General features: G+C 39.8%; 16 protein-coding genes and 1 pseudogene. 7 read left to right on the top strand and 10 right to left on the bottom strand.

Features of this window, described 5'->3' with window-relative positions; translation table 11 throughout:
- Positions 1 to 60: 60 nt before the first annotated feature.
- From CIK93_RS10900 to CIK93_RS10880, 5 genes are all read right to left on the bottom strand, one after another.
- Entirely contained in the window at positions 61 to 1,539 is a 1,479-nt protein-coding gene (locus tag CIK93_RS10900; RefSeq protein ID WP_094447383.1) for an L-fucose/L-arabinose isomerase family protein, read from the bottom strand.
- Positions 1,540 to 1,601: 62 nt separating this feature from the next.
- Complete coding sequence (locus CIK93_RS10895) at positions 1,602 to 3,188, bottom strand: ComEC/Rec2 family competence protein (RefSeq protein ID WP_094447382.1); 1,587 nt, start codon at positions 3,186 to 3,188, stop codon at positions 1,602 to 1,604.
- A gap of 34 nt (positions 3,189 to 3,222) precedes the next feature.
- Positions 3,223 to 4,368, bottom strand: a complete 1,146-nt coding sequence (gene glf / locus CIK93_RS10890; protein WP_094447381.1) for a UDP-galactopyranose mutase — start codon at positions 4,366 to 4,368, stop codon at positions 3,223 to 3,225.
- Between the two features lie 361 nt (positions 4,369 to 4,729).
- Entirely contained in the window at positions 4,730 to 5,884 is a 1,155-nt protein-coding gene (locus CIK93_RS10885; protein WP_254046786.1) for an ROK family protein, read from the bottom strand.
- A gap of 308 nt (positions 5,885 to 6,192) precedes the next feature.
- A complete protein-coding gene (locus CIK93_RS10880) occupies positions 6,193 to 7,470 on the bottom strand; it encodes an ATP-binding protein (protein ID WP_094447379.1) in 1,278 nt (425 codons plus the stop codon).
- A gap of 254 nt (positions 7,471 to 7,724) precedes the next feature.
- Between CIK93_RS10880 and CIK93_RS10875 the strand changes: the two genes are divergently transcribed.
- The 6 genes from CIK93_RS10875 (at position 7,725) to CIK93_RS10845 (ending at position 14,129) form a co-directional block, all read left to right on the top strand.
- A complete protein-coding gene (locus CIK93_RS10875) occupies positions 7,725 to 8,513 on the top strand; it encodes a sialate O-acetylesterase (RefSeq protein WP_094447378.1) in 789 nt (262 codons plus the stop codon).
- Positions 8,514 to 9,877: 1,364 nt separating this feature from the next.
- Entirely contained in the window at positions 9,878 to 10,861 is a 984-nt protein-coding gene (locus tag CIK93_RS10865) for a cellulase family glycosylhydrolase (protein WP_094447376.1), read from the top strand.
- Positions 10,858 to 11,841: an acyltransferase family protein gene (locus CIK93_RS10860; protein WP_094447375.1), complete on the top strand. Its 984-nt coding sequence runs from the start codon at positions 10,858 to 10,860 to the stop codon at positions 11,839 to 11,841. Before CIK93_RS10865 ends, CIK93_RS10860 begins: the two co-directional genes overlap by 4 nt.
- A 254-nt stretch (positions 11,842 to 12,095) precedes the next feature.
- Positions 12,096 to 12,557 carry an acyltransferase family protein gene (locus CIK93_RS10855; RefSeq protein ID WP_094447374.1) on the top strand — a complete coding sequence of 154 codons (462 nt, stop codon included), beginning with the start codon at positions 12,096 to 12,098 and terminating at the stop codon, positions 12,555 to 12,557.
- Positions 12,558 to 12,597: 40 nt separating this feature from the next.
- On the top strand, positions 12,598 to 13,092 hold the full coding sequence (locus CIK93_RS10850; RefSeq protein ID WP_094447373.1) for a hypothetical protein: 495 nt from the start codon (positions 12,598 to 12,600) through the stop codon (positions 13,090 to 13,092).
- Positions 13,093 to 13,226: 134 nt separating this feature from the next.
- Positions 13,227 to 14,129 (top strand): transposase, encoded by a 903-nt coding sequence (locus CIK93_RS10845; RefSeq protein ID WP_094447372.1) that lies wholly within the window; start codon positions 13,227 to 13,229, stop codon positions 14,127 to 14,129.
- A 729-nt stretch (positions 14,130 to 14,858) separates the two neighbouring features.
- Here the strand turns inward: CIK93_RS10845 and CIK93_RS10835 are convergent.
- Positions 14,859 to 15,141: pseudogene (locus CIK93_RS10835) on the bottom strand (IS1380 family transposase); the annotation flags it as partial.
- Between the two features lie 92 nt (positions 15,142 to 15,233).
- Between CIK93_RS10835 and CIK93_RS10830 the strand changes: the two are divergent.
- The gene (locus tag CIK93_RS10830; protein ID WP_094449236.1) at positions 15,234 to 16,529 is read left to right on the top strand and encodes a glycosyltransferase family 4 protein; all 1,296 of its coding nucleotides are present in this window, start codon (positions 15,234 to 15,236) and stop codon (positions 16,527 to 16,529) included.
- Positions 16,530 to 16,637: 108 nt separating this feature from the next.
- Here CIK93_RS10830 and CIK93_RS10825 read toward each other — a convergent pair whose 3' ends face one another.
- The 4 genes from CIK93_RS10825 to CIK93_RS10810 all read right to left on the bottom strand — a co-directional run bounded on the left by CIK93_RS10825 (position 16,638) and on the right by CIK93_RS10810 (position 21,043).
- Complete coding sequence (locus tag CIK93_RS10825) at positions 16,638 to 17,561, bottom strand: DUF6625 family protein (RefSeq protein ID WP_094447369.1); 924 nt, start codon at positions 17,559 to 17,561, stop codon at positions 16,638 to 16,640.
- A gap of 4 nt (positions 17,562 to 17,565) precedes the next feature.
- A complete protein-coding gene (locus tag CIK93_RS10820) occupies positions 17,566 to 18,375 on the bottom strand; it encodes a glycosyltransferase family 2 protein (RefSeq protein ID WP_094447368.1) in 810 nt (269 codons plus the stop codon).
- Between the two features lie 121 nt (positions 18,376 to 18,496).
- Positions 18,497 to 20,020 carry a lipopolysaccharide biosynthesis protein gene (locus CIK93_RS10815; RefSeq protein WP_094447367.1) on the bottom strand — a complete coding sequence of 508 codons (1,524 nt, stop codon included), beginning with the start codon at positions 20,018 to 20,020 and terminating at the stop codon, positions 18,497 to 18,499.
- Positions 20,021 to 20,026: 6 nt separating this feature from the next.
- On the bottom strand, positions 20,027 to 21,043 hold the full coding sequence (locus CIK93_RS10810) for a glycosyltransferase family 2 protein (protein WP_158215513.1): 1,017 nt from the start codon (positions 21,041 to 21,043) through the stop codon (positions 20,027 to 20,029).
- Between the last annotated feature and the right edge of the window lie 82 nt (positions 21,044 to 21,125).

Genomic DNA, 21,125 nt, shown 5'->3' with positions numbered 1-21,125 from the left:
GCTGCCATCCGATATGGAGGCAGCCGTTGCTGATTTTATTTGGGAAATGTTACTTTCGTATTATGCCCATGGATTCTCTGTGGGATAAGGCAGAGACTTAGGCTGGTTGTAAGCGATATCCTTCACGCCGAGATACTTGAATACCTCGAAGAGGGTCTTGCCGACGTGGTCGAAGGCAACGGCTCCGTGGTGAGGATAACCCTTCTGGATGAGGACGTGACGATAGAAGCGTCCCATCTCGGGGATTGCGAAGATACCGATACCACCGAACGAACGTGTGGGAACATCGAGCACTTCACCCTCGGCGATGTAAGAGCGGAGATTGCCCTGAGAGTCGCACTGCAAGCGATAGAATGTGATGTCGCTGGCTGCGATGTCGCCCTCGAGAGTACCGCGTGTGAAGTCAGGCTCGCCACCGTTCTCGAGCAGACGGTTCTGGATGAGCTGATACTTGATCTTGCGGTTGGAGCACATCTTGCACTGAGGAGTGTTACCACAGTGGAAGCCCATGAAGGTGTCGGTGAGCTTGTAGCCATACTTGCCGATGATGTCCTCATCGTAGATGTACTTAGGCACTGAGTTGTTGATGTCGAGCAGAGTGACGGTATCGTCGCTTGCACATATACCGATGTACTCAGAGAGAGCACCGTAGATGTCAACCTCGCAGGCAACAGGAATACCGCGGCTTACGAGACGGCTGTTTACGTAGCAAGGCTCGAAACCGAACTGGCTTGGGAATGCAGGCCAGCACTTGTCGGCAAATGCCACATACTGGCGTGAACCCTTGTGCTCCTCTGCCCAGTCGAGCAGGGTGAGTTCGAACTGTGCCAGACGGCGGCTCAGAGTAGGATAGTAGCAGCCTTCGCCCATCTCCTTTGCCATATCCTCGCATACAGCGTCGATGCGTGGGTCGTTCTCGTGCTTCTTGTAAGCTACGAGCAGGTCGAGCTCTGAGTTCTCCTCAACCTCTACGCCGAGTTCATACAAGCCCTTGATAGGAGCGTTGCAGGCGAAGAAGTCCTGAGGACGAGGACCGAAGGTGATAATCTTCAAGCCCTTGAGACCAAGGATGACGCGAGCTATGGGAACAAACTCTGCCATCATCTGAGCCACTTCCTCTGCTGTACCTACAGGATACTCAGGGATATAGCCCTTGAGGTGGCGCATGCCAAGGTTGTAAGAGCAGTTGAGCATACCGCAGTAAGCATCACCACGGCCGTTGATCATGTCGCCGTCGCCTTCTGCTGCTGCGACAAACATGCAAGGACCGTCGAAGTTCTTAGCAATCAAAGTTTCAGGAGTCTCAGGACCGAAGTTGCCGAGGAATACAACCAATGCGTTGCAACCTGCAGTTTTTACTTCTTCAATGGCCTTGAGCATATCTTGTTCGTTCTCTACTGTTGTCTGGCAGTTGAAAACTTCGCCTTTGTAGGCTTTAACGATGTTCTCACGACGCTGTGTTGACAACGCAATGGGGAAACAATCACGGCTAACGGCTACGATGCCGAGCTTGACTTGAGGAATGTTGTTACTTGTCATAATGAATTTGTTGTTTAGTACTAATATTGTTTTTTTTGTTTTATGGTTACAAAAGTACACAATTATTTGATAATACAATGCATTTTAAGATATTTTATATATAAAATAAATGCAAATCCCATGAGTATGTAAATAAATAGTGTCAAAACCACACTAAAAGGCTCAAAATTGAGGTGGCTGTATGGTATTTCTGTGACTAATTGAAGTAGGTGGTTCATGGTTTTTACCACGAACGAAAGGGCCATGACAAATAGGTCGGATAGCCACGGAAACCATATTGTTGTCAGGGCGAGGATGGTGAGGATAATGGTTAGGGTGGCAAGGGGTATAAGAAAGAAGTTTGCCAACAAGGCGCAGGGGTTGAAAACTCCGAAGTGATAAGCCACCAAAGGGGCCGTTCCTATTTGTGCTGCAAGGGATACAAGGGTTATGCCCCATATCCATTTGACTATCCGATGGTTCATGAGCCATTCGATGGGGATGACTTTTTTAAAGAAACTGTTTCCTAATAGTATTGCGCATACGGCAACGTAGGAGAGTTGGAAGCTGACGTCGTATAATGCTAATGGATTGATTATTAGCATGACAATGGCTGTGAATGATAATGTGTTGATAGGGGCGGAGTCACGATAGCCAACAGAAAGCAAGGCATAGACAGATATCATGAATGCCGAACGTGTGACACTTGGCGATAGTCCTACCAGTAAGGCATAGGCCCATAATGTGGTCACGATGATGGCTTGGGAAATGAGTTCTGCTTTTCGCCAGTTCATCAAAAGGTTGATGATGAAGAAAATGATGGTTAGGTGCATGCCGCTCAGCGCGAGGATATGGGAGGCTCCAGCCTGAGTATAGGTGGTTTTGACGGTAGGAGAGAGGTCGGAGCGGTCGCCTAATGTCATGGCTTTGATGACTCCTTCTGTTGCTTTGTCCAGTTTCCATTCTTGGATATGCTTGAGCAGGATGCTGCGATAGGTCATGAAGCGCAGCCGTAGGCGTTCGATGCGTGAGAGGTGGCTGATATCCACAATTCCCCAGTCCCAATCAAAGGGGCGTACGTATGCTTCGCCTGTGAATCCTCTGCTTGCCATAAATCGTTGATAGTCGAAGGTGCTGTGGTTTTGGTTTTTAGAATGATTTTGTTGTTTCAAATGATCAGAAGCGATCTTGTTAGAGTCTTGGCGTGTTGTGGAATGGTGTAAATTGGATGTTTTGTTTCTAATCTCATGGATGTGTGTTGTCAGAATCAGTCCGTCGCCAACGGATATTTCTTGGCTGTCGTTGCTTTTGGCAATATGGCAACGTACCTTTTGTCGGCAGTTTGCCAGCAATACATCAACCGTCATGGTCTTTGTTTTCTCTATCGGTTCGTCAATTACTACAGCTTGCCATTCTGCAGGATATTCCGGCCACCAGACTTTCATGTTGTTTTCTTGGTATTGTCGTATGATGCAACCGAACAGCGTTACACATATTAATATAGTAGTGGTCTGCCAACGGGGATGATAACGGAGGAAGAGTGTTATGATAAGTATTCCCGCCATTGCGGCGAAAACCACTATTGGGGCTTTTATCCACTCGCCTATGACGATGCCGACTATCAAAGCAATGGCTACGGGAAGTAATGGTGCTTCTATTCTCAACATCATGTAGCCGTTGTTTTTGAGTTTTGTAGTTAAGTTGCTATTCTCTTTCAGAGGCAAATAGTGGCAAGTTCATGACTTTCTCCACGATAGGTGCCATGTCGTAGTATTTGTATTCTGCCAAACGACCACCGAACATCACGTTGGCTTCTTGTTTTGTCAGCGTTTCGTATTGTAGGTAAACAGCAGTATTTGCTTGGTCGTTGATGGGGTAGTAGGGCTCCATGTCATCTTTCCATTCTGTGGAATACTCTTTGGAAATAACTGTTTTGGGCAGGTCATATACGGTCTGTCCGAACATCTCGAAGTGCTTATGCTCAATAATTCTGGTGTATGGTACGTCGCGTTCGGTATAGTTTATTACGGCATTACCTTGGTGGTTGGGAGTGTCTAAGGTCTGATGTTCAAACCGTACGGTACGATAGTTGAGCTTTCCGAATCGGAAGTCGTAGAATTCATCGATTCTTCCGGTAAAGAGAACTTTGTCCGCTTGCGCTTCCCAATTTTCGCGATTTTCAAAGAAGTCTTCGTTGACTTGGGTGTCGATGCCTTCAAGCAGACCGTCAATCAGTTTGTTGTATCCTCCGATGGGGATACCTTGGTATTTGTCGTTGAAATAATTGTTGTCGTAGGTCAGTCGGATAGGTAGGCGTTTGATGATAAATGCGGGCAGTTCTGTACATTTTCTTCCCCATTGTTTCTCCGTATATCCTTTGATGAGTTTCTCGTAGATGTCTCGGCCTACAAGCAATTGTGCCTGTTCTTCCAGATTACGAGGTTCTGTCACTCCGTCGGCTTTCATCTTTTCTACGGCTTGCTGTTTCTGCTCGTCGATAATGTTTAAAGCCTCTTCAGGTGTGTTGATTCCCCACATTTCGTGGAAGGTATTCATATTGAAAGGCAGGTTGTAGAGCTTGCCTTGGTAGTTGGCAATAGGTGAATTGGTGTATCTGTTGAATTCTACAAATGAGTTGACGAAATCCCATACCTTCTTGTTGGATGTGTGGAAGATATGTGCTCCATATTTGTGGACATTGATGCCTTCTATATTTTCGCAATAGACGTTTCCACCCAGTTGTGGGCGTTTGTCAATCACAAGGCAGCGTTTTCCTTGTTGTTGGGCAAAGTATGCGAAGGTGCATCCATATAGTCCAGCTCCCACAATGAGGTAATCGTATTTCTTCATGCTCTAAGTTTTTTGTATTGATACTGCAAATTTACATGTTCTTTCCCGAAATTCCAAACAATTGTCGGATGAATTGTTATCTTGTGGAGTTTTTCGTCTCAAGTCCAAAATGCGGTTTGTGCTTGTCGTCCAATGGATTGCTCTCTCTATGTCTTCGGGATGCGTTCGGGTTATAACTATCCTTTTTATGTGCGTAGTTCTTCCCAAGTAAGTCCCAAGTAAGTCCCAAGTGAGTCCTCAAAAGATGCTCATTTATGGGAGACAGGTGGGAGTGACTTCCCGTCTGCAACGTTTTAGACTATTTGTACAAGTTGACGGCTGCTTGCAGGAAGTTTTTTTTATAAACAAAAAAAGTATTTATCTAGCCTTTGATACTATCATTCAACAGTCTGTGTCTTGCCATGAGGCATGCTCCTGTAATGCCGGCAAGTCCTTTTAGACTTGAAGTTACAATCTGCGAATCTTCATTTACAATATTGAGAGAGAATTTCTTGATGCCCATTCTTGCAGGGAGGGTGAGGTAGTCGCCCGTTGCCGACATTTCGCCGCCGATGACCAGCATTTCAGGATTGAAGATGTTGATGACACCAGCCAGCTGTTTACCAAGTTCGTCAGCGATGTTCTGTAACGTTGCAAGGCTGAGCACATCTTCTTTGTCGATGGCTTCCAGTAGGTCCTTTGGTGTGAGTTCCTCTTTTTGGTTGAGCACTTTATCCGAGAGGATAGAGGTCTTGCCATTTAAGATTTTTTCTGTCAGTTTTCTCTTGAGTGCCCTTCCTGAAACTTCTGTTTCTATGCAACCGATCTTTCCGCAATGGCAGATGATATTATTATTATAGGCTGTCATGTGGCCAAATTCGCCAGAATATCCCGACTTTCCGTAGTAGAGTTTGCCGTCAATAATAATGCCGATGGCTAAGCCCCAACATACGTTGGCAAAAATGACATTCTTCAGTCCTTTGCTTCGTCCCTTGATAAACTCAGCAAATGTCATGCTTCTTGTGTCGTTTTCGATGCAGACGGGAATCTGAATGAGTTTGGTGAGTTTACTGGTCAGCGACTCCTCAAGGAAGGTAAACATGTTATAGGCATTTCCCTCAAAAGGATTCACACGCTCTGCAATATTCACGCAAATTTGGAGGATTTCTTCTTTGGCGAAAGGAAGTGTAGCAATGAAATCGTTGATAATCTTAGCCATTTGCTCCAGATTCTCTGGAGTATTTTCGTATGTATAAGGAACTCTTATCTTTTCTGTAATCAGATTGCCGCAGAAATCGCTTGCAGCAAGAGCAAGACAGTCCATTTCAGGGTTTACACCAACAAAATAGCCTGCGTTAGGAACAAGATCATAAGCCATAGGAATGCGACCGGAAGAGATGTCTTTTTTTCCGACCTCTCTTACGAGTCCTGCTTTGATGAGTTCGTTGATGGCGCTTGTCGCAGTAGGCAGACTAACGCCAACAGCCTTTGACATTTCTGGAATAGTATAAGTACCTTGTGATACGAACTGTTCCAAGATTCGACCCTGAACTGATGATTTTTTATTTATGTTCCTAATGTGTTTTAGTAACTCGTCCCTCATATATAAAATTTTTGCTTATACAAAAGTACTCTATTTTGTGTCCCTTTGCAATAGTTTGAAAGTTAATAAAGTTTAATATTGTGGAAAATGCCTCATATTTTGTGTTTTTAAGTATAATATCGGCTATCAAAGCTCTTCATGTCTCTATGTGGATGGATAACAGACTCTCTATTCATTTAAGATAATCGGCACAGATTATTACATCAGTTCTGTTTAAAAAATGTTCCGTAATTTGTTAGGTGTTATTCTTTTAAACATCCAATGGGAACGACATAAACTCCGTCTTCTCTTCGAATGGCGTATTTTGATACACCGGTGATAACCATTAGAAAAGCTGGGGATTTCATCTTGCTGGAATCAATCTTTGATGCAAGAGAAAGCAGATTCTTTGCACCATCATTGATGTTTTGCTCTCCACCGAGTTTGATCTCGATGAGTCCGTAACTGCCATCACGCAGATGAATCACGGCATCACATTCCAAACCGTTGCCATCACGATAGTGATAGACGGTACCATTTAGTGCATCAGCATAAACACGCAGGTCGCGAATGCACATTGATTCAAAAAATAGCCCCATGGTGTTGAGGTCGTTGACCAAGTCCTTTGGTCCGATGCCTAATGCTGCCACTCCTATGGATGGGTCAGAAAAATAACGTGTGTCGGAAGTACGTATCGCAGTTTTGCTTCGCAGATTGGGATTCCATGCTGCAGAATCTTCTAAAACGAAGATTTTTTTTAGCGCATCAATGTAGGATGCTACTGTTATGCGATTGGTGGGTGTTGTGTCGTTGTTTTCGATATCGGCACAAATGGTATTGATGGCTACTTGTGCGCATTGGTTTCTTGCGAGCGAACGCAAGATTCTCTTTGCTTTTTCGGCATCACGATGCACATTGTCAATGCGTGAGATGTCGGTATTGACTACTGCTTCATAGTAGCTATAAGCCATGTCTAAGGCTACTTCTTTATCTACTATTGTTGCTTTGGGCCATCCTCCACGACAGATAAGCCACGCAATGTCATCGATATTATGGTTGTTGGTGGCGAAGATATCAAGGTTTGGATGGTCAAATAAATCTTTAAGACTTACTTCATTGCTGGAATCTCCAGATTCAGAAAGACTCATCGTTCTCATTGTTAACCACGAAAAGCGTCCTGTACCAGTGTGATGAATGTTGCTGGTGTCGGCAGGAACTGCTGATCCCGTAAAGATAAATTGTCCCAAACCATCTCGATGGTCAATCTCAAAACGTGCAGCATCCCAAAGTTGTGGGGCGAGTTGCCATTCGTCGATAAGGCGAGGTGTGGCGCCTGCAAGCAGGTTTTTGGGTGAAAGTTTGGCCAATTCAATGTTCTGTGCAATGAGTTCTGGGTCGTCCATATAGACCACACTTTGTGCTTGTTGCTCTGCTGTGGTGGTCTTGCCACACCATTTAGGACCTTGTATGAGCACGGCACCAACACTTTTCAGTCTTCTTGATAGTATTTTGTCTGCAATTCTTGCCTTGTATTCTTTCATAATTGGATTTCCTTTTTCGGTTGCAAAGTTATTAATAATCTGTGAGATATGCAAATTATTAAATGGCTATTATACAATTTGTGGCATTTTTACTATACCGTTTGAGGGAAATCTACTATACAGTTTGTGGCTATTTTACTATGCAGTTTGTGGAAAAACGGTGATAACATTAGGGGGTGATAATTAAACGATGTCGTTTACTATCAATAAATCTATGGTTTACTTAAGGGAAAGAGAAAGCAGATGAGAAGGGAATGAAATTCTACGTTCCTGCAATATGTTGGATGCAAGGCGAGTCAGACATGTATGACTATACAAATGTTGATTACAAACAAAGGTTGAATCAGTTTTGTATTGATATCAATAAAGATATAAAGGCAATTACTCATCAAAAGCAAGATATCAAGATAGTATCTTATCAAACGAATATGTTAGCTTTGTGCAATGAGTTCTGTCAGAATGAATATAGTTTATATGAGACAAGCATACCACAAGCACAGATGGAGTTAGTTCGTGACAATTCTTTCTTTGTTGCTGGAACGCCTACTTATTTTTTGTCTTTTGTCCGGGAACGTATGCATATAAATGCAATAAGCCAAAAACGTGTTGGTTATTATAATGCGGAATCGGTTATAAGCATTATAAGAAATCAAAAACATCGTGGGTTGTATCCAAAGAAAATAATTGCTGAAGGAAGAGAGGTAAAAGTTGTTTTAGATGTACCTTGTCCTCCATTAGTAATAGATACTATAGAAGTTAGCAAAGTAGATTATTATGGGTTTAATATTGTTACCGCCTCTAATGAATCTATTATTAAAGATATTGTGGTACATGGAGATACCATTTTGTTGAAATGTTCACATTTAGTCAAGGGTGCTAAAGTAAGGTATGCTGTAAATGGTCAGAAAGGAAAAAGTGGTTATTTAAGAGGAGCTCGTGGAAACCTTCGTGATAGTCAAGGTCTTGTCAACGCTGCGATAGTCCCCAAAAAGATATACCCAATGCATAATTGGTGTTATCAATTTGACATACTTGTTGAATAGATGGTGTGTTTTTGGATGACATGACAAACCAAGTTACAGTGATTCTATATAACATGGTACGCTTTTGCGTTTTTCTTACTTAATTCTTGTAAGATATTGTTTTTTGGGGGGAGAATCACACTTCTTCTCCGAGGCTTTTGAACGCTTTTCGTATTTCACTTATCACGCATCTGATGTATTTAAGATTTTACTTACCACGATTTCTGCGACAATAAAAATCCATGGAGAACACTATACGAGTTTGAAAACAAAAATATCTATAATAAAGTTAAATAGTGTTAAATATCTAATTAAAGCTGCCAAAACTCTTGCATTCCGGGGGTGTCATGTTGTATCTTTGTATTTCAAGCCGAGGATGATTTCTAAAAATAAGAAAGATACCCTTAAACCAAAAATCAAACAAATAATTCAACAATTAAAATACTGATTATGTTTACAAAACCAACAGATTTACATGCCATCAGGTCACGACAGAAAGCCCACGGTTTCTCGATTGCTTCTCGTTCGGTTCTCGTTGACTTCTCGTTAGGTCCTCGTTCGTCTCTCGTTCGTCTCTCGTTGCTTATTCGTTAGTCTATCGAAGACCGAACGAGAACCGAACGAGGAACAAGCGAAAAACGAACGAAAGAGCAACGAATGTCGATCGAGTAAATAGCGAGAATCTATCGAAAACTCGACGAAATGCCACCATCATGGCTGGTGGTACACCCTTCAGCAACCACAAACCAGCACAATGCCTTTTGTCTCAAATCTGCCGAGGTAGAACCCCGCATTTCCAGTCCACACTGAGCATTTTTACGGCGAATAAAACCATTTCGTCCATTCCGTGGGTCACTATGATTCAACCCTGCAGAAAGCCCTCCACGGGCTTTTAATGCCTTGTTTTCCACCTAAATAACCGAGTTATCCCCCACATAACCAACAGAGAATCCTCTGTCCACCCCAAAAACAACCTGGAACACACCCAACAGTCCCATCTTCATAGGCTCAACTACAGGTCAAACCATAAAAATCATGCAAAGCCACAGCAGAGTCCTCCATATCACCATTTTGTGCAATATAAGTATAATAACCTTACAATATTAATACAAGACGTGTTTGATATATTTACAGAATGATATTCTTGCCTTTGAGTCTAATTAACGTTTCGCTTTCCACATTCTATCCTGTCCCAAGAATAATTGTTGTAATACCAAGGCGATTGCTGACTCCAAAATTTCTTATTGTCAATTACATCAAACAGAAGTATTTATAAGGTAGAATCGTATTAATTGCCCAAAATTTTTTTTATTTTCAACCTTTTTCGTAAATTTGCAAAATAGAAATAATAAAAAAGATCACAATCAAGATATTTTTCTGAAACAATGAAGTCAATACTGCTAACCATTCTAATGACAATTCTTGGTGTTGAAAGTCATGCGCAAGAATACTTTCATGTCCAAAAAACACAACTGATTGATGCCGCAGGACAACCTTTTATTATTGCGGGTGTCAACAACCCGCATGCTTGGTTAGGTGAAAAAGCCTATCAAGCACTTGATGATATTGCTGCTACAGGAGCTAACACGCTACGTATCGTATGGCACACAAGGGGGCAAGCCGCAGAATTGGAACGCGTCATAGAGCGTTGCATAGCGCTGAAGATGATTCCGATGGTGGAACTTCACGATGTAACGGGAAACTCGTCGGGCGAACGGCTGCTCGATATGGCGCAATACTATGCTCGTGAAGATGTCAAAACTGTACTGATGCGTTACGAACGCTTTCTGCTCATCAATATTGCAAACGAGTGGGGCGCTCATCGTGTTACCACGAAACATTGGCAGAAAAGCTATGAAAAGGCTATCGCATTACTTCGTGAAGCTGGCTTCAAAACGACGTTGGTTGTTGATGCTCCAGGTTGGGGACAGAATATTTTACCCATATTAAAAGGTGGTCAGCAACTTATAGACTGCGACCCTTTGCACAATATTTTATTTTCTGTCCACATGTATGGATCATGGAATGACTCCCAAAAAATTATCAATAAACTGACAGAAGCCAAGAATAAACAATTGCCTTTGATCGTTGGGGAGTTTGGCTACAACTATAATGATGGCAAAAATAATCTCGGTTGTAAGGCCGACCATCGTACAATCCTAAAAACATGTCATCAGTTGGATTATGGTTTTATGCCTTGGTCATGGACAGGAAATAACCAAGAGAATGCTTGGCTTGATATGGTAGATCATCGTGATTGGAAGACGCCGACAGCATGGGGAACTGATGTGATTGATGGTGCGTATGGCATCCGACAAACAGCCATTCCCGCCAAAGTGTTTGAGAATGATAAGATAAGAGAAAAATGAAGAAACGTCTTGAATTCATTGATATTGCAAAAGGTATTGGTATTATTCTAGTATTGTTTAATCATGTGGAAAGTTGTCAATGGGTGACTTTCTCCTCTTTTTTTGTGATTTCTATATTCTTCTTTTGTTCGGGTTATACGTTTTCATTCAATCAAGAAGAGAAATTTCGGTTTATAACTGTCGTTAAAAAGTTGCCAAAATTACTTAAACCATACTTCTTCTTTAGCGTATTGTTGCTGTTTATATTTAATGACTTTTCTTTGCGAGCTATTTCTGGTATTGTTTATTCAAGATATTGTTTGCTTCCAATTGGAACGGATGATATTTATAGACTCTTCATAGTAGGAAACTTTCCGCTGTGGTTTCTGACTTGTATGTCACTATGTTATTTGCTCTATGCTGTTTATCTTCGTTTCTTTAAATATAAATATATTGTTCTGGCTGTTTATTTTCTGGCGTCTGTTGCCATGTCACATTTACCAATACTATTACCATGGAGTATAGATACTGCACCACTTCTTACTATCTTTATGATTCTTGGATATGAAATTAAAGTGCGAAATTTACTTACAGAAAAGTGGTTGGTGTTAATATGTGCTATTATTTATGTTTTTGCTTTGAGATTTACTGAAGGTGTGAATATTTCAGTGAGAGAATATGGCAATAGTCTATCTCTTTTTTTAGTAGCAGGTTTTGCTGGATGTATGATTCTTACTAATTTGGCTTTGCTGCTTGAAAAATCGAAAGTGTGTCGGATTCCTCTTGTCTTGTTAGGAAGACATTCCTTGACGATTTTCTGTATGGAAATACCATTTATTGTATTAGGAAAGGACATCGCTCATCGTATGGTGGCTTTTTATCCTATATTTGAGCACACGAGCGTTGTAAGTATATTACAGTTTATGTGTGCTTTGATTGGTGGCTTTGTGTTGTCATGGCTTTTGAATAAAAATCGAATGGTAAGACAAATCGTTTTTTGAGATTTATGAATAACGGTCGATAACAGCAAAGAATTTTTTGCATATTGCTCCATTATTGAAAATATTCCTCCAAAAGATGTAAGTTTCTCAGATTTTATTTGTACTTTTGCCATGTTATCCAGTTGTTTTACTGACTTGTTTTTGTACCACTAAGGTAAGTGAAATTTCTGACATGACAAAATCCTTGGCAACATTTTGTTGCTCAGGAACTTATAAAAATATTCAAATCAGAGTGGTGCGGAATTAAGGTTGATATGAAACCAGACAGTTTAGCAACTATAGGTAGATTGAATTGGATTGACTGGATGAAGGCAATACTGATTATGCTCGTTGTTCTTGGTCATACTGGAGGGACTTTCACTAAAGAGATATATCTTTTTCATGTACCTGCCTTTTTCTTTGTCTCCGGATATTTGTCGAAATTTGACATACCAATAAAGAAACTTATACAATCTGTCGTCCCTTTAGTGGCTGCGGTTTTACTATACATTTTGGCACATGCCTTTATCTCTTATAGTATTAATGTCATTAGTAATCAAACTATAGATATACGGAAAGGCATAACGCTCTGCCCTCAGTTCTGGTTTGTGTGGGTGTTAGTCATTATGAAGTTCATAACCAATGCTGTGCAACGATTTGTTGGTATCATCACGGTGAAATGGGGGGGGGGTAATTCTGCTGTGTATAATCTATATATTCTTGTCTCATGCAAGTAGGATTCACACGTCCTTCTACATAGATAGAACAATATGTGCAATGCCATATTTCATAATAGGAAACAGAATAAGACAGTATTTTGGATGTACATTAGAACGAGAAGCGAGACTAGAAAATTGGACTAAAATAAAGAATTTACTATTATCAGCCCTGCTTTTCGCATTCATGATTGGAATCATGAAATTTGAGAATGGAGGCGAAATAACTGACATGTATCATTTTTGTTTCGGTAATAGCGTTGTTCTTTATTACGTAATGGCAATGCTTGGAACTGCCGCTCTAATGATCGTCGCCAGAACTTTGCCAAGGAACCGTATAATTGAAGATATTAGTGATGGAACATTTTTGATATTGGGTGTGCACTTTCAGGTAGTGAAGGGATTGAAGCCCGTGGTGGAATCAATAGGTGATGAATCTCAACTTGTATCTTTATTGCTGGTATTAATACTTTGTTACCCTCTAATAATATTGTCAAAGATATATTGTCCCATACTATTGGGTAAAGATAAAAAGAAGTTTAAAATTATAAAGTGAATAAAGATGGAAACACCATTAATTAGTGTTTGCTGAATAATTTATAACTCTCTGATATTTAAGTTTATATAACTTCATTTCTTCGTTTGCTTAACTAGAAAATAGTACCTTTGTATAGTTAAATTCAAAGCAAGATGAAGTTTTACGCTCCAAAATACAAGCAACTTGACCTCGGTTTGCTCCGCTCGTCTCTTGATGAGTTGGACAAGACAAACCGATGGGTGGCTCTCGGTGACCTTCTTCCATGGACTGAACTTGAGAAGGAATACAACTCAAGGTTGGACAATCAGAAGAAAGGTGCAGGAAACAAGCCGGCACGCATGATTCTCGGCGCAATGATTAACAAGCACAAGCTAAACCTGAGTGATGCCGAGACCATCGAGATTATCAGAGAGAGTCCCTACATGCAGTACTTTTGTGGATTGCATGAGTTCACCGACAAGCCTATATTCGACCCGAGCTTGTTCGTCACGATACGCAAGCGAATCTCTGAGGAAGAACTCAACAAGATGACAGTCAAATTTCTCAACAAGCAGAAGCGTCTTCTTGAAGAGAAACGCAAGCGTAAGGAAGAAGCGCAGAAGAATGATGAGGACCCGCCGACTCCGAAACCAAAGGATTCGAATGCCGCATCCTTCACCGACTCACAAGGTCGCGAGCACAAGGGTGTACTGAAGCTTGATGCTACTTGTGCCGATGCAGAGATGCGTTATCCTGTTGACGTTGATATTATACATGACGGCTGCCGCAAGGATCCACCTTCAGATGAGATGAAATCCAAAATGGCCAAAGCCATCGGGGAGCGCAATGAAATCGAATGCTCATTCGGTACTGGCAAGAGAATCTATCGAGCCAATGACATAAGAGCCAAGCTTCCAGATACAGCACGATGCTGGACGGGAATGTGCTACTTCGTCAAGAATGTGATGAAGTTCCTAAGGGAACTTTGTCTTGCCCTGACCGAAATCTGGCGGTTTTTCATCATTATCGTCGCTATGAGGACCTACGTCTGCTACTCTCTGCCTGTGAACAGATAATAATTCAGCAGGCCCTAATTATCCTGAAGATCATTCATAATCTTTTCGGAAGCCGAAGCCTGTTTATGATCATTTGTTTTTTTTGTGCTGCCTGCTCTAGGTATCATGATAGATCGATGGAATCCTACAATTCATGGCATTAGCCTTGTGTATAGCTCTAATGCTGCCATCAACATATGCATGGCTGCCCCTTTCTTTTGTGTTGGCACATTGCTAAAGGAAAAGAAGAGACAACTGAATGAATTCAAGTCTTTCAAGTTTCAACTTATGATCCTTGTAACTTCATTGGTCACTGTGTATTTATGCGGGAAATATAATGGAGGCGTGTGGATGTATATTAATGGATATGGTCAAAATATTGTACTCTTTTTTGTCGGTGGTATAGCAGGAACAGTAATGACATTTGTCATTTCTAAATGGCTATATAGCATTCATCATAAAGTTATAACCGACATTTCCAACGGCACAATAATCATTTTGGGCTTCCATTTCTATCTTATTGACCTCACTAGAAAGATAGAACCATCAGTATCTTACGTTGATCCTTTTGCCGCACTAATAATTGTCTTGGTTTTCATTCCTGTCATTTGGTTTGTTGAGAAGCACATTCCATATCTTATGGGAATCTATCGAATTCATAAGTTGAGTTAATATCTTTTCCATAGCGGCTCATTTTCCCACCCAACTGGAAACCCCATGGCTGCAGTGTCAACCTCGGGGAAGACAGCAAGAAGGCTCTAAGGATGGTATCAGCGCTATAGGTGCGAAGCGTAGGATGAAGTGAGAGGTGGTGCATGAGATGGGTGGTTACATCCTCCACGCATGAACCACCACAGAAGTAAACACTCATGAGTGAACGAACAATTTCACTGTATTGATAACCATAAGAACCACACCTGATACCAAGAGTAGAGTCAATTACAGATGAAAGCATGGAGTCAAATTGCTCCATTATTGAAAATATTCCTCCAAAAGATGTAAGTTTCTCAGATTTTATTTGTACTTTTGCCATGTCAGTGATGATTTTTTCGTCTTTGGATTCGCAACACGAAGATAGGTGAAAAATCTGACACGACAAAATCCTGAGTCGCTCGGCTCTGCCGCTTGCCAAAGCAAGAGCTTTTTGTTGCCCTTATTCCACACCTTGATGTTGTTAACGAATGCAAAATAATAATTAAATTTGAATATATAATGAAGAAATTGTGTTTCCTTACAGCAGGAATACTGCCTGTACCAGTAACCGAAGGTGGCGCTGTTGAAAGTTTAGTGCAGATAATGCTTGAAAACAATGAAGTTTTGAAAAAACAACCATTTGAGCTGCATGTAATATCGAAATATACTCCCGAGGCGGTTGAAAAGGCGAACCAATTCAGCAACGTACATTTCCATTTTATCAACTACTCTCGCCGTCGCTATAAAATTTACATGTATTTGAGACATGTCCTACTCAACAGATTCCACTATAATCTGTATGTTGGCCTGTTCCCCTTCCTGTCTAAGGCAAGAAAAATAGTAAAGCAAGAGAACTTTGACATCGTCGTTATTGAAAACCGCCCAGAATTTGCACCTTATCTCCGAAATTGCATCTCTTCAAAAATTGTGTCTCATCTGCACAATGACCTGATTAATAATGAAATGCGAAATGGGGAAAAGCTGGCAAAATCTTCTGATTTAATTCTGACGGTAAGTGACTACATAAGAAAAAGGACTCTCACAACGCATATTAATGTAGACAAGGTTGTTACCGTAAGAAATGTGGTGGACACTAACAGGTTTACTCAACTAAAATACAACCGTGAGACAAAAGCGTTACGCAAATCTTTAGGGTTCAAGGATAATGATATCGTAATAGTATTCTCTGGCAGATTGGATGCCCTGAAAGGCATAGACAAACTGATAAGCGCTTTGGAAGTCTGTCAACATAGGGTAAAACTTTTAGTTATAGGAGCCAGTTTTTATGGTGGAGAAACATCTTCTGACACTCTATTTGTCAGAAAGCTAAGAGAGTCGGCAGAGAAAATCAAGGACAGAATTGTGTTCACGGGATTTGTGGATTATGAAAAGATGCCGCAATATTATAATGTGGCTGACATAGCAGTGTTACCTTCTCAATGGGATGACCCTGCACCACTGACTGTTTTCGAAACACAAGCATGTGGCATACCGCTAATAACAACCGATTCTGGTGGAATAACGGAATATATATCACCTGACGTTATTGTTGTTAAAAGAGGTGAGCGATTTGAAGAAAGGTTGGCAGATGCAATTAATGAGTTAGTGAGCGACCCAGAACGCAGGAAAAAAATGTCAGCCTCTGAAGTTCACCATATAAAGCAGTTTGACAGCAGCACTTATTACGATGTTTTTTGCAAATCGCTGACAAATTTAGGATTAATTTAGGGGAAGTCGTTTTTTGGGTCTATAACGTTTCGTGTGGGTAAGCATACGAAACGTTATAGACCCGAAAAAATATCGTAAATTTGCACTTGCTAGTTGACTCCGCCTTGCTTATTTATAGTGTCCTAAGTTTAATTTCCATATAATGCGGTCTTTCCATTGTGCAAGTTTTGTCCTAAAGGTTCGTTTCCTGCTATAAAATAACAAATGGAATTTTATCATGTGTGTGGGAAAATCAATCATTGATGTTGGGGTAATCAGAAAGTGATTGTAATTTGAAATCTTATCTTTCATAAATGCCCTATGTTGGAAATGTGCATAGAGAGATTCTTTTTTTTCGATTTTCCCATTGGCTATGCGAATCATATACAAATGTTGACCATCGTGTTCAAACAATACTTGTTGCCATCCTCGCGTTAAACTGTTGAAATGAAAAGCTTGTTTGGGCTTTGAGACGTTGTCAAATGGAGTCTCTAGCCAACAATCATTTGGGCGGCATGCTTTCCATTTGTCGCTACACCCCATATGGTCAAACTCATCGAAGAATGTAATGTTTCTTGTTGTATATGCATCAGTATATTTTTGGAAACCATTTTCTTCTTTCATAAAATATTCATTGGTGTCAGAATCATTTCTGAAAAGAGAAAGATGTCCCCATCCTAATATAAACTTGAATTTTAATACCTCATCAGTAATAAAAGTGCGTATATCTCCATATACAAGGTCTAAGTCACCAAATCCCCAAAAATCATATTGCTTGATGTAATCTTTTAGAATATAGCCATAAGCTGGTTTATATTCGCAAAGCTTGTATGGCCTATCTAATATAATCTGAAAATCGAATGCTTTTTGAACAATTATACGAAAGTCCTCAAATCTCATTTTGTGTACGATAATATTCTTATATGGTGCTATTTCTGCATCGGTAAAGAACATAAAGTCAACACTTGGATTACGTATAGCTGACGCCCTCCAAATGTTGTATTGTGGAGGTAGCTTTCCGAAATAGGGGAATATAACAACAATAGATTTCATGGCTTTATTTGAAGAATTTTGATATACGATAAATCACTTTGATACAGAATCTAATCATCTTGACGTTTTTTTCTTCATTACAGAGAGAAAAGAATTTATATAGGGTTATTTTGTCAATCTTAGATAAAGATGCGTAGTCTTTATACACACCAGGAGCCAGGAAATTCTTCAGATACTGCCGCTTTTCTTCTTGACTTTTTGCGTTTTGACGTTCTGTGATACCTCCAGCTTCTCGTTTACAGATAATGTCTGGAATAAAGATTACTGTCTTTTCTTCTGCTACGATTTTTCTTAAATAGAAAATCCAATCTGAAACGAATTTGTATGATTCGTCATATTGATATTCTTGAAATAAACATTTCTTAAAAAATGTACTTTGATGGGCAAGGGTTTCTTCGTAAAACGTAATCATGGAAAGTCGCATGGGCTCCAATGATACATGACCAAGTTTCAGATCTTCATTATAATGGTAATCATGACCGACAATCATATCTTTTTCAAGATGATAATCTGCCACTTTCTGTAATACATCATTATTATAAAAACAATCTCCAGAATTCATGAAATTAAGATATTCTCCATTGGCAACCTGAATACCCTTGTTCATGGCATTGTAGATACCCTTGTCAGGTTCTGATACCCAATACGTGATTTTGTTGGCGTATTCTTTTATGACCTCAACGCTTCCGTCTGTTGAACCACCATCAATGATTATGAATTCGTAATCAGTATATGTTTGATTTACAACACTTTTGACAGTGTTGCGGAGACCTTCCACATTGTTGTAGGTAATAGTAATAATCGAAAATTTCATAAACTTTATATGATATCAATTCAACTTTTAATGCAAAGTTAATGATTATCTGTGAGATATAGTCTAATATTGACGAAAATAATTATCGTTTCTGATTTTTTTTCAATACGATTGAGATTACTTATTTGTGTATAAATCTATGCAGGCAATCTTTGGTTCCTTTTACACAAATACAATAGGATGGAATAGAAATTACAAAATATATTGCCATTCCCAATAAAGCGTATAAAACCCACGTGCCGATATTTTGATACGGATCAATTGGTAAAAGCCTCGTCAAGCATGTTGGTATAATGATGGCAATCAATGAAACAATATAGTTTCTTGTCACAGATTTCCAATAGTTGAAAATGGGCTCCTTAAAGCCTGAATGGTACAAATAACATGGCTTCCAGATTACAACTATCAATAAAAGACTAGTAATCTTACCTAATAGTATTCCTATGATTCCCCATTTTAATCCACAAATTATGGTAATGCTTATATTTATGATTAGTTCTGCCCATGCTGACCACACGTCAGCATAAAGGCCATAGGCATAATTAAAATTATCTACCGAGTTTCTGGAATTGGTAATATAAATAAAGATAACAAGTAATATCAAAATGTTATGGTCCATAATATATGATGATCCTAACCAATGATAGATAAATGGTTCTGTGAAGTTGTATAAGGAATAGCATAATGTTGCTGCAACGAAATGATGAAGGGCTGTGATTTGCCAAAAGACATTGATGATGTGTGGGCGATGCCCTTCTGCAACAAGATTGCCTACACTTGCTCCAATACTATTGGTAATGGAATTAAATAATGATATGAGTTTTGAGAAGATAATAAGGTAATTGCCATAGAGGGCAACCATTTTCAATGAAACGAATATAAAGATGAACAACTCGTCGCTTTTTATAAGCAAGAAGTCTTTAATCTTATGAATGAATATTTGCCTGGTTTTTCCTGTTATATTTGGGTATTTCTTCAATAATGCCTTGCCGTTATTGATATTGACATTGAGCCAAGGGTATTCTTTGTTGATTTTCCAATTAAGGATAATGCAACCTATGATACCGAATAAGAATTCGACGAATACCCATACGAACAAGTTCTTATAGGTATATGCTAAGAATATCTGCAAGGCTATTTTACATAGATTGGCACTCTGGTAATATATCGCAACTAGATAATTTTTTTGGTCTGCAGACAATAGAATTTGCCTAAAGTTAATAAAGTATCCTATAAGGGCAGAGCCTAAAAAAGAATAGAAAGAGAAATAAATAATGTAGAAGCTTAGACCTGCTTTGGAAAAGATAAGAGGAAAGAATAGGCTGACAGAAATACCAGCAAAGAGAATGATTATTCCAATTTTTCGATATAAGAATCCTAAAACGGAAAGAATTTCTTGTATTTCCTCTCTATTATTTGATTGAAGTGGCTTAAAGAGAAAATATCCTACAGATGCAGAAATCCCAAGTTCTGCAAGATTGAGGTAACCTAATATATTTCCAAGTGTTCCTGTTAGTCCAATAAAGTCTGCCCCTAAGCAATCTAAGAATATTTTCCTAGAAAAGAAAGCAAAGAATAAAGAGAGAAAGTAAAAAACGAGATTTACTTTCGCATTCAATATACTTTTGTGGATTCTTTCTGCCATTGGGCTTTATTTATGGTGTGAGGTGTGAATGAAATCATTACTTTTGATGTTTATCTTCGTCAGGTTTTGAAGCATACTGCCTGTAAGCCTGAAAAATGAGATGATTTTTCCGAAGATAGCTCTTGTGCGGAGATGGCGAGGAATGGCTATCAAGAGGGCTATAATCAACGCAATAAACAATGCCCACCAGCGAAGTCCCCATTGCCAACAGACACAGGTCATTATGACTGCAACAACAGGTATTGTTGCTAAAAGTATAGAACGGGGTATCAGTAGCTGTTGTAGGGTCTTGTCAATATAGTTGATGTTCCCTTTTATAAAAGCCTTGGGTAAATAAGGGAGCATGAACAAAAGACTTTGTATCTGACCTGTCATCCAACGAAGACGCTGACGACGGAAGTTGTCTTGATTAGATACCTTCTCATCATAAACGTGGATAGTTGCCTCATACTTGATGAAAATATTTTCATGCATGAGCATGGCTTCTAATTCGCGGTCTTCTACTGCAGTTTGTAGTTTGGATACATGATTTTTGAACCATTCAAAACGGAAACACATGCCAGAACCGATTAATGCTGACGACATTCCTATTATGTTATGGGCTTTACGGAAAATGGTATTGTTGATTTCTTCACTTGTTCCTTCAAGTGCAGCTATGTCGTTGTCGCTATTCTTTGCGCAACGATGACATTGAACGAAATCAAAACCTTGACAACAAACAGCGTTAAGACGCTCAAGGAAATCAGGATGAACGACATTGTCAGCATCTAAAATGACCACATGGTCGTACTGTTTCCTGGTTTCTGAAATAGCATATTGTAATGCTTTTGCTTTACTACTCTTATAGAATATAGGTCGATGGAGCGTGATGGGGAGCGCAAGCAAGGCATCGTTGGTGCTCTTTGTCATGTGGTCAGAAATGACAGCAACATCATAATGTGTCTTCGGGTAGGTTTGTTCCAGAAAACTTTTGATGGATGATACTATAACTGCATCTTCATGATAGGCAGGGAATAATACCAAATAGGTGTGTTGTACCTTTGTTATGGTAGTTTTATTTTTTTTGTGATGAAACAAGGATACGATGGCATAGAATAATACATAA

Origin of the sequence: Prevotella sp. P3-92 (assembly GCF_002251205.1) — a bacterium.
In the GTDB taxonomy this organism is placed as follows: Bacteria; Bacteroidota; Bacteroidia; order Bacteroidales; family Bacteroidaceae; genus Prevotella.
This window is presented reverse-complemented; position numbering and strand designations above follow the sequence as displayed.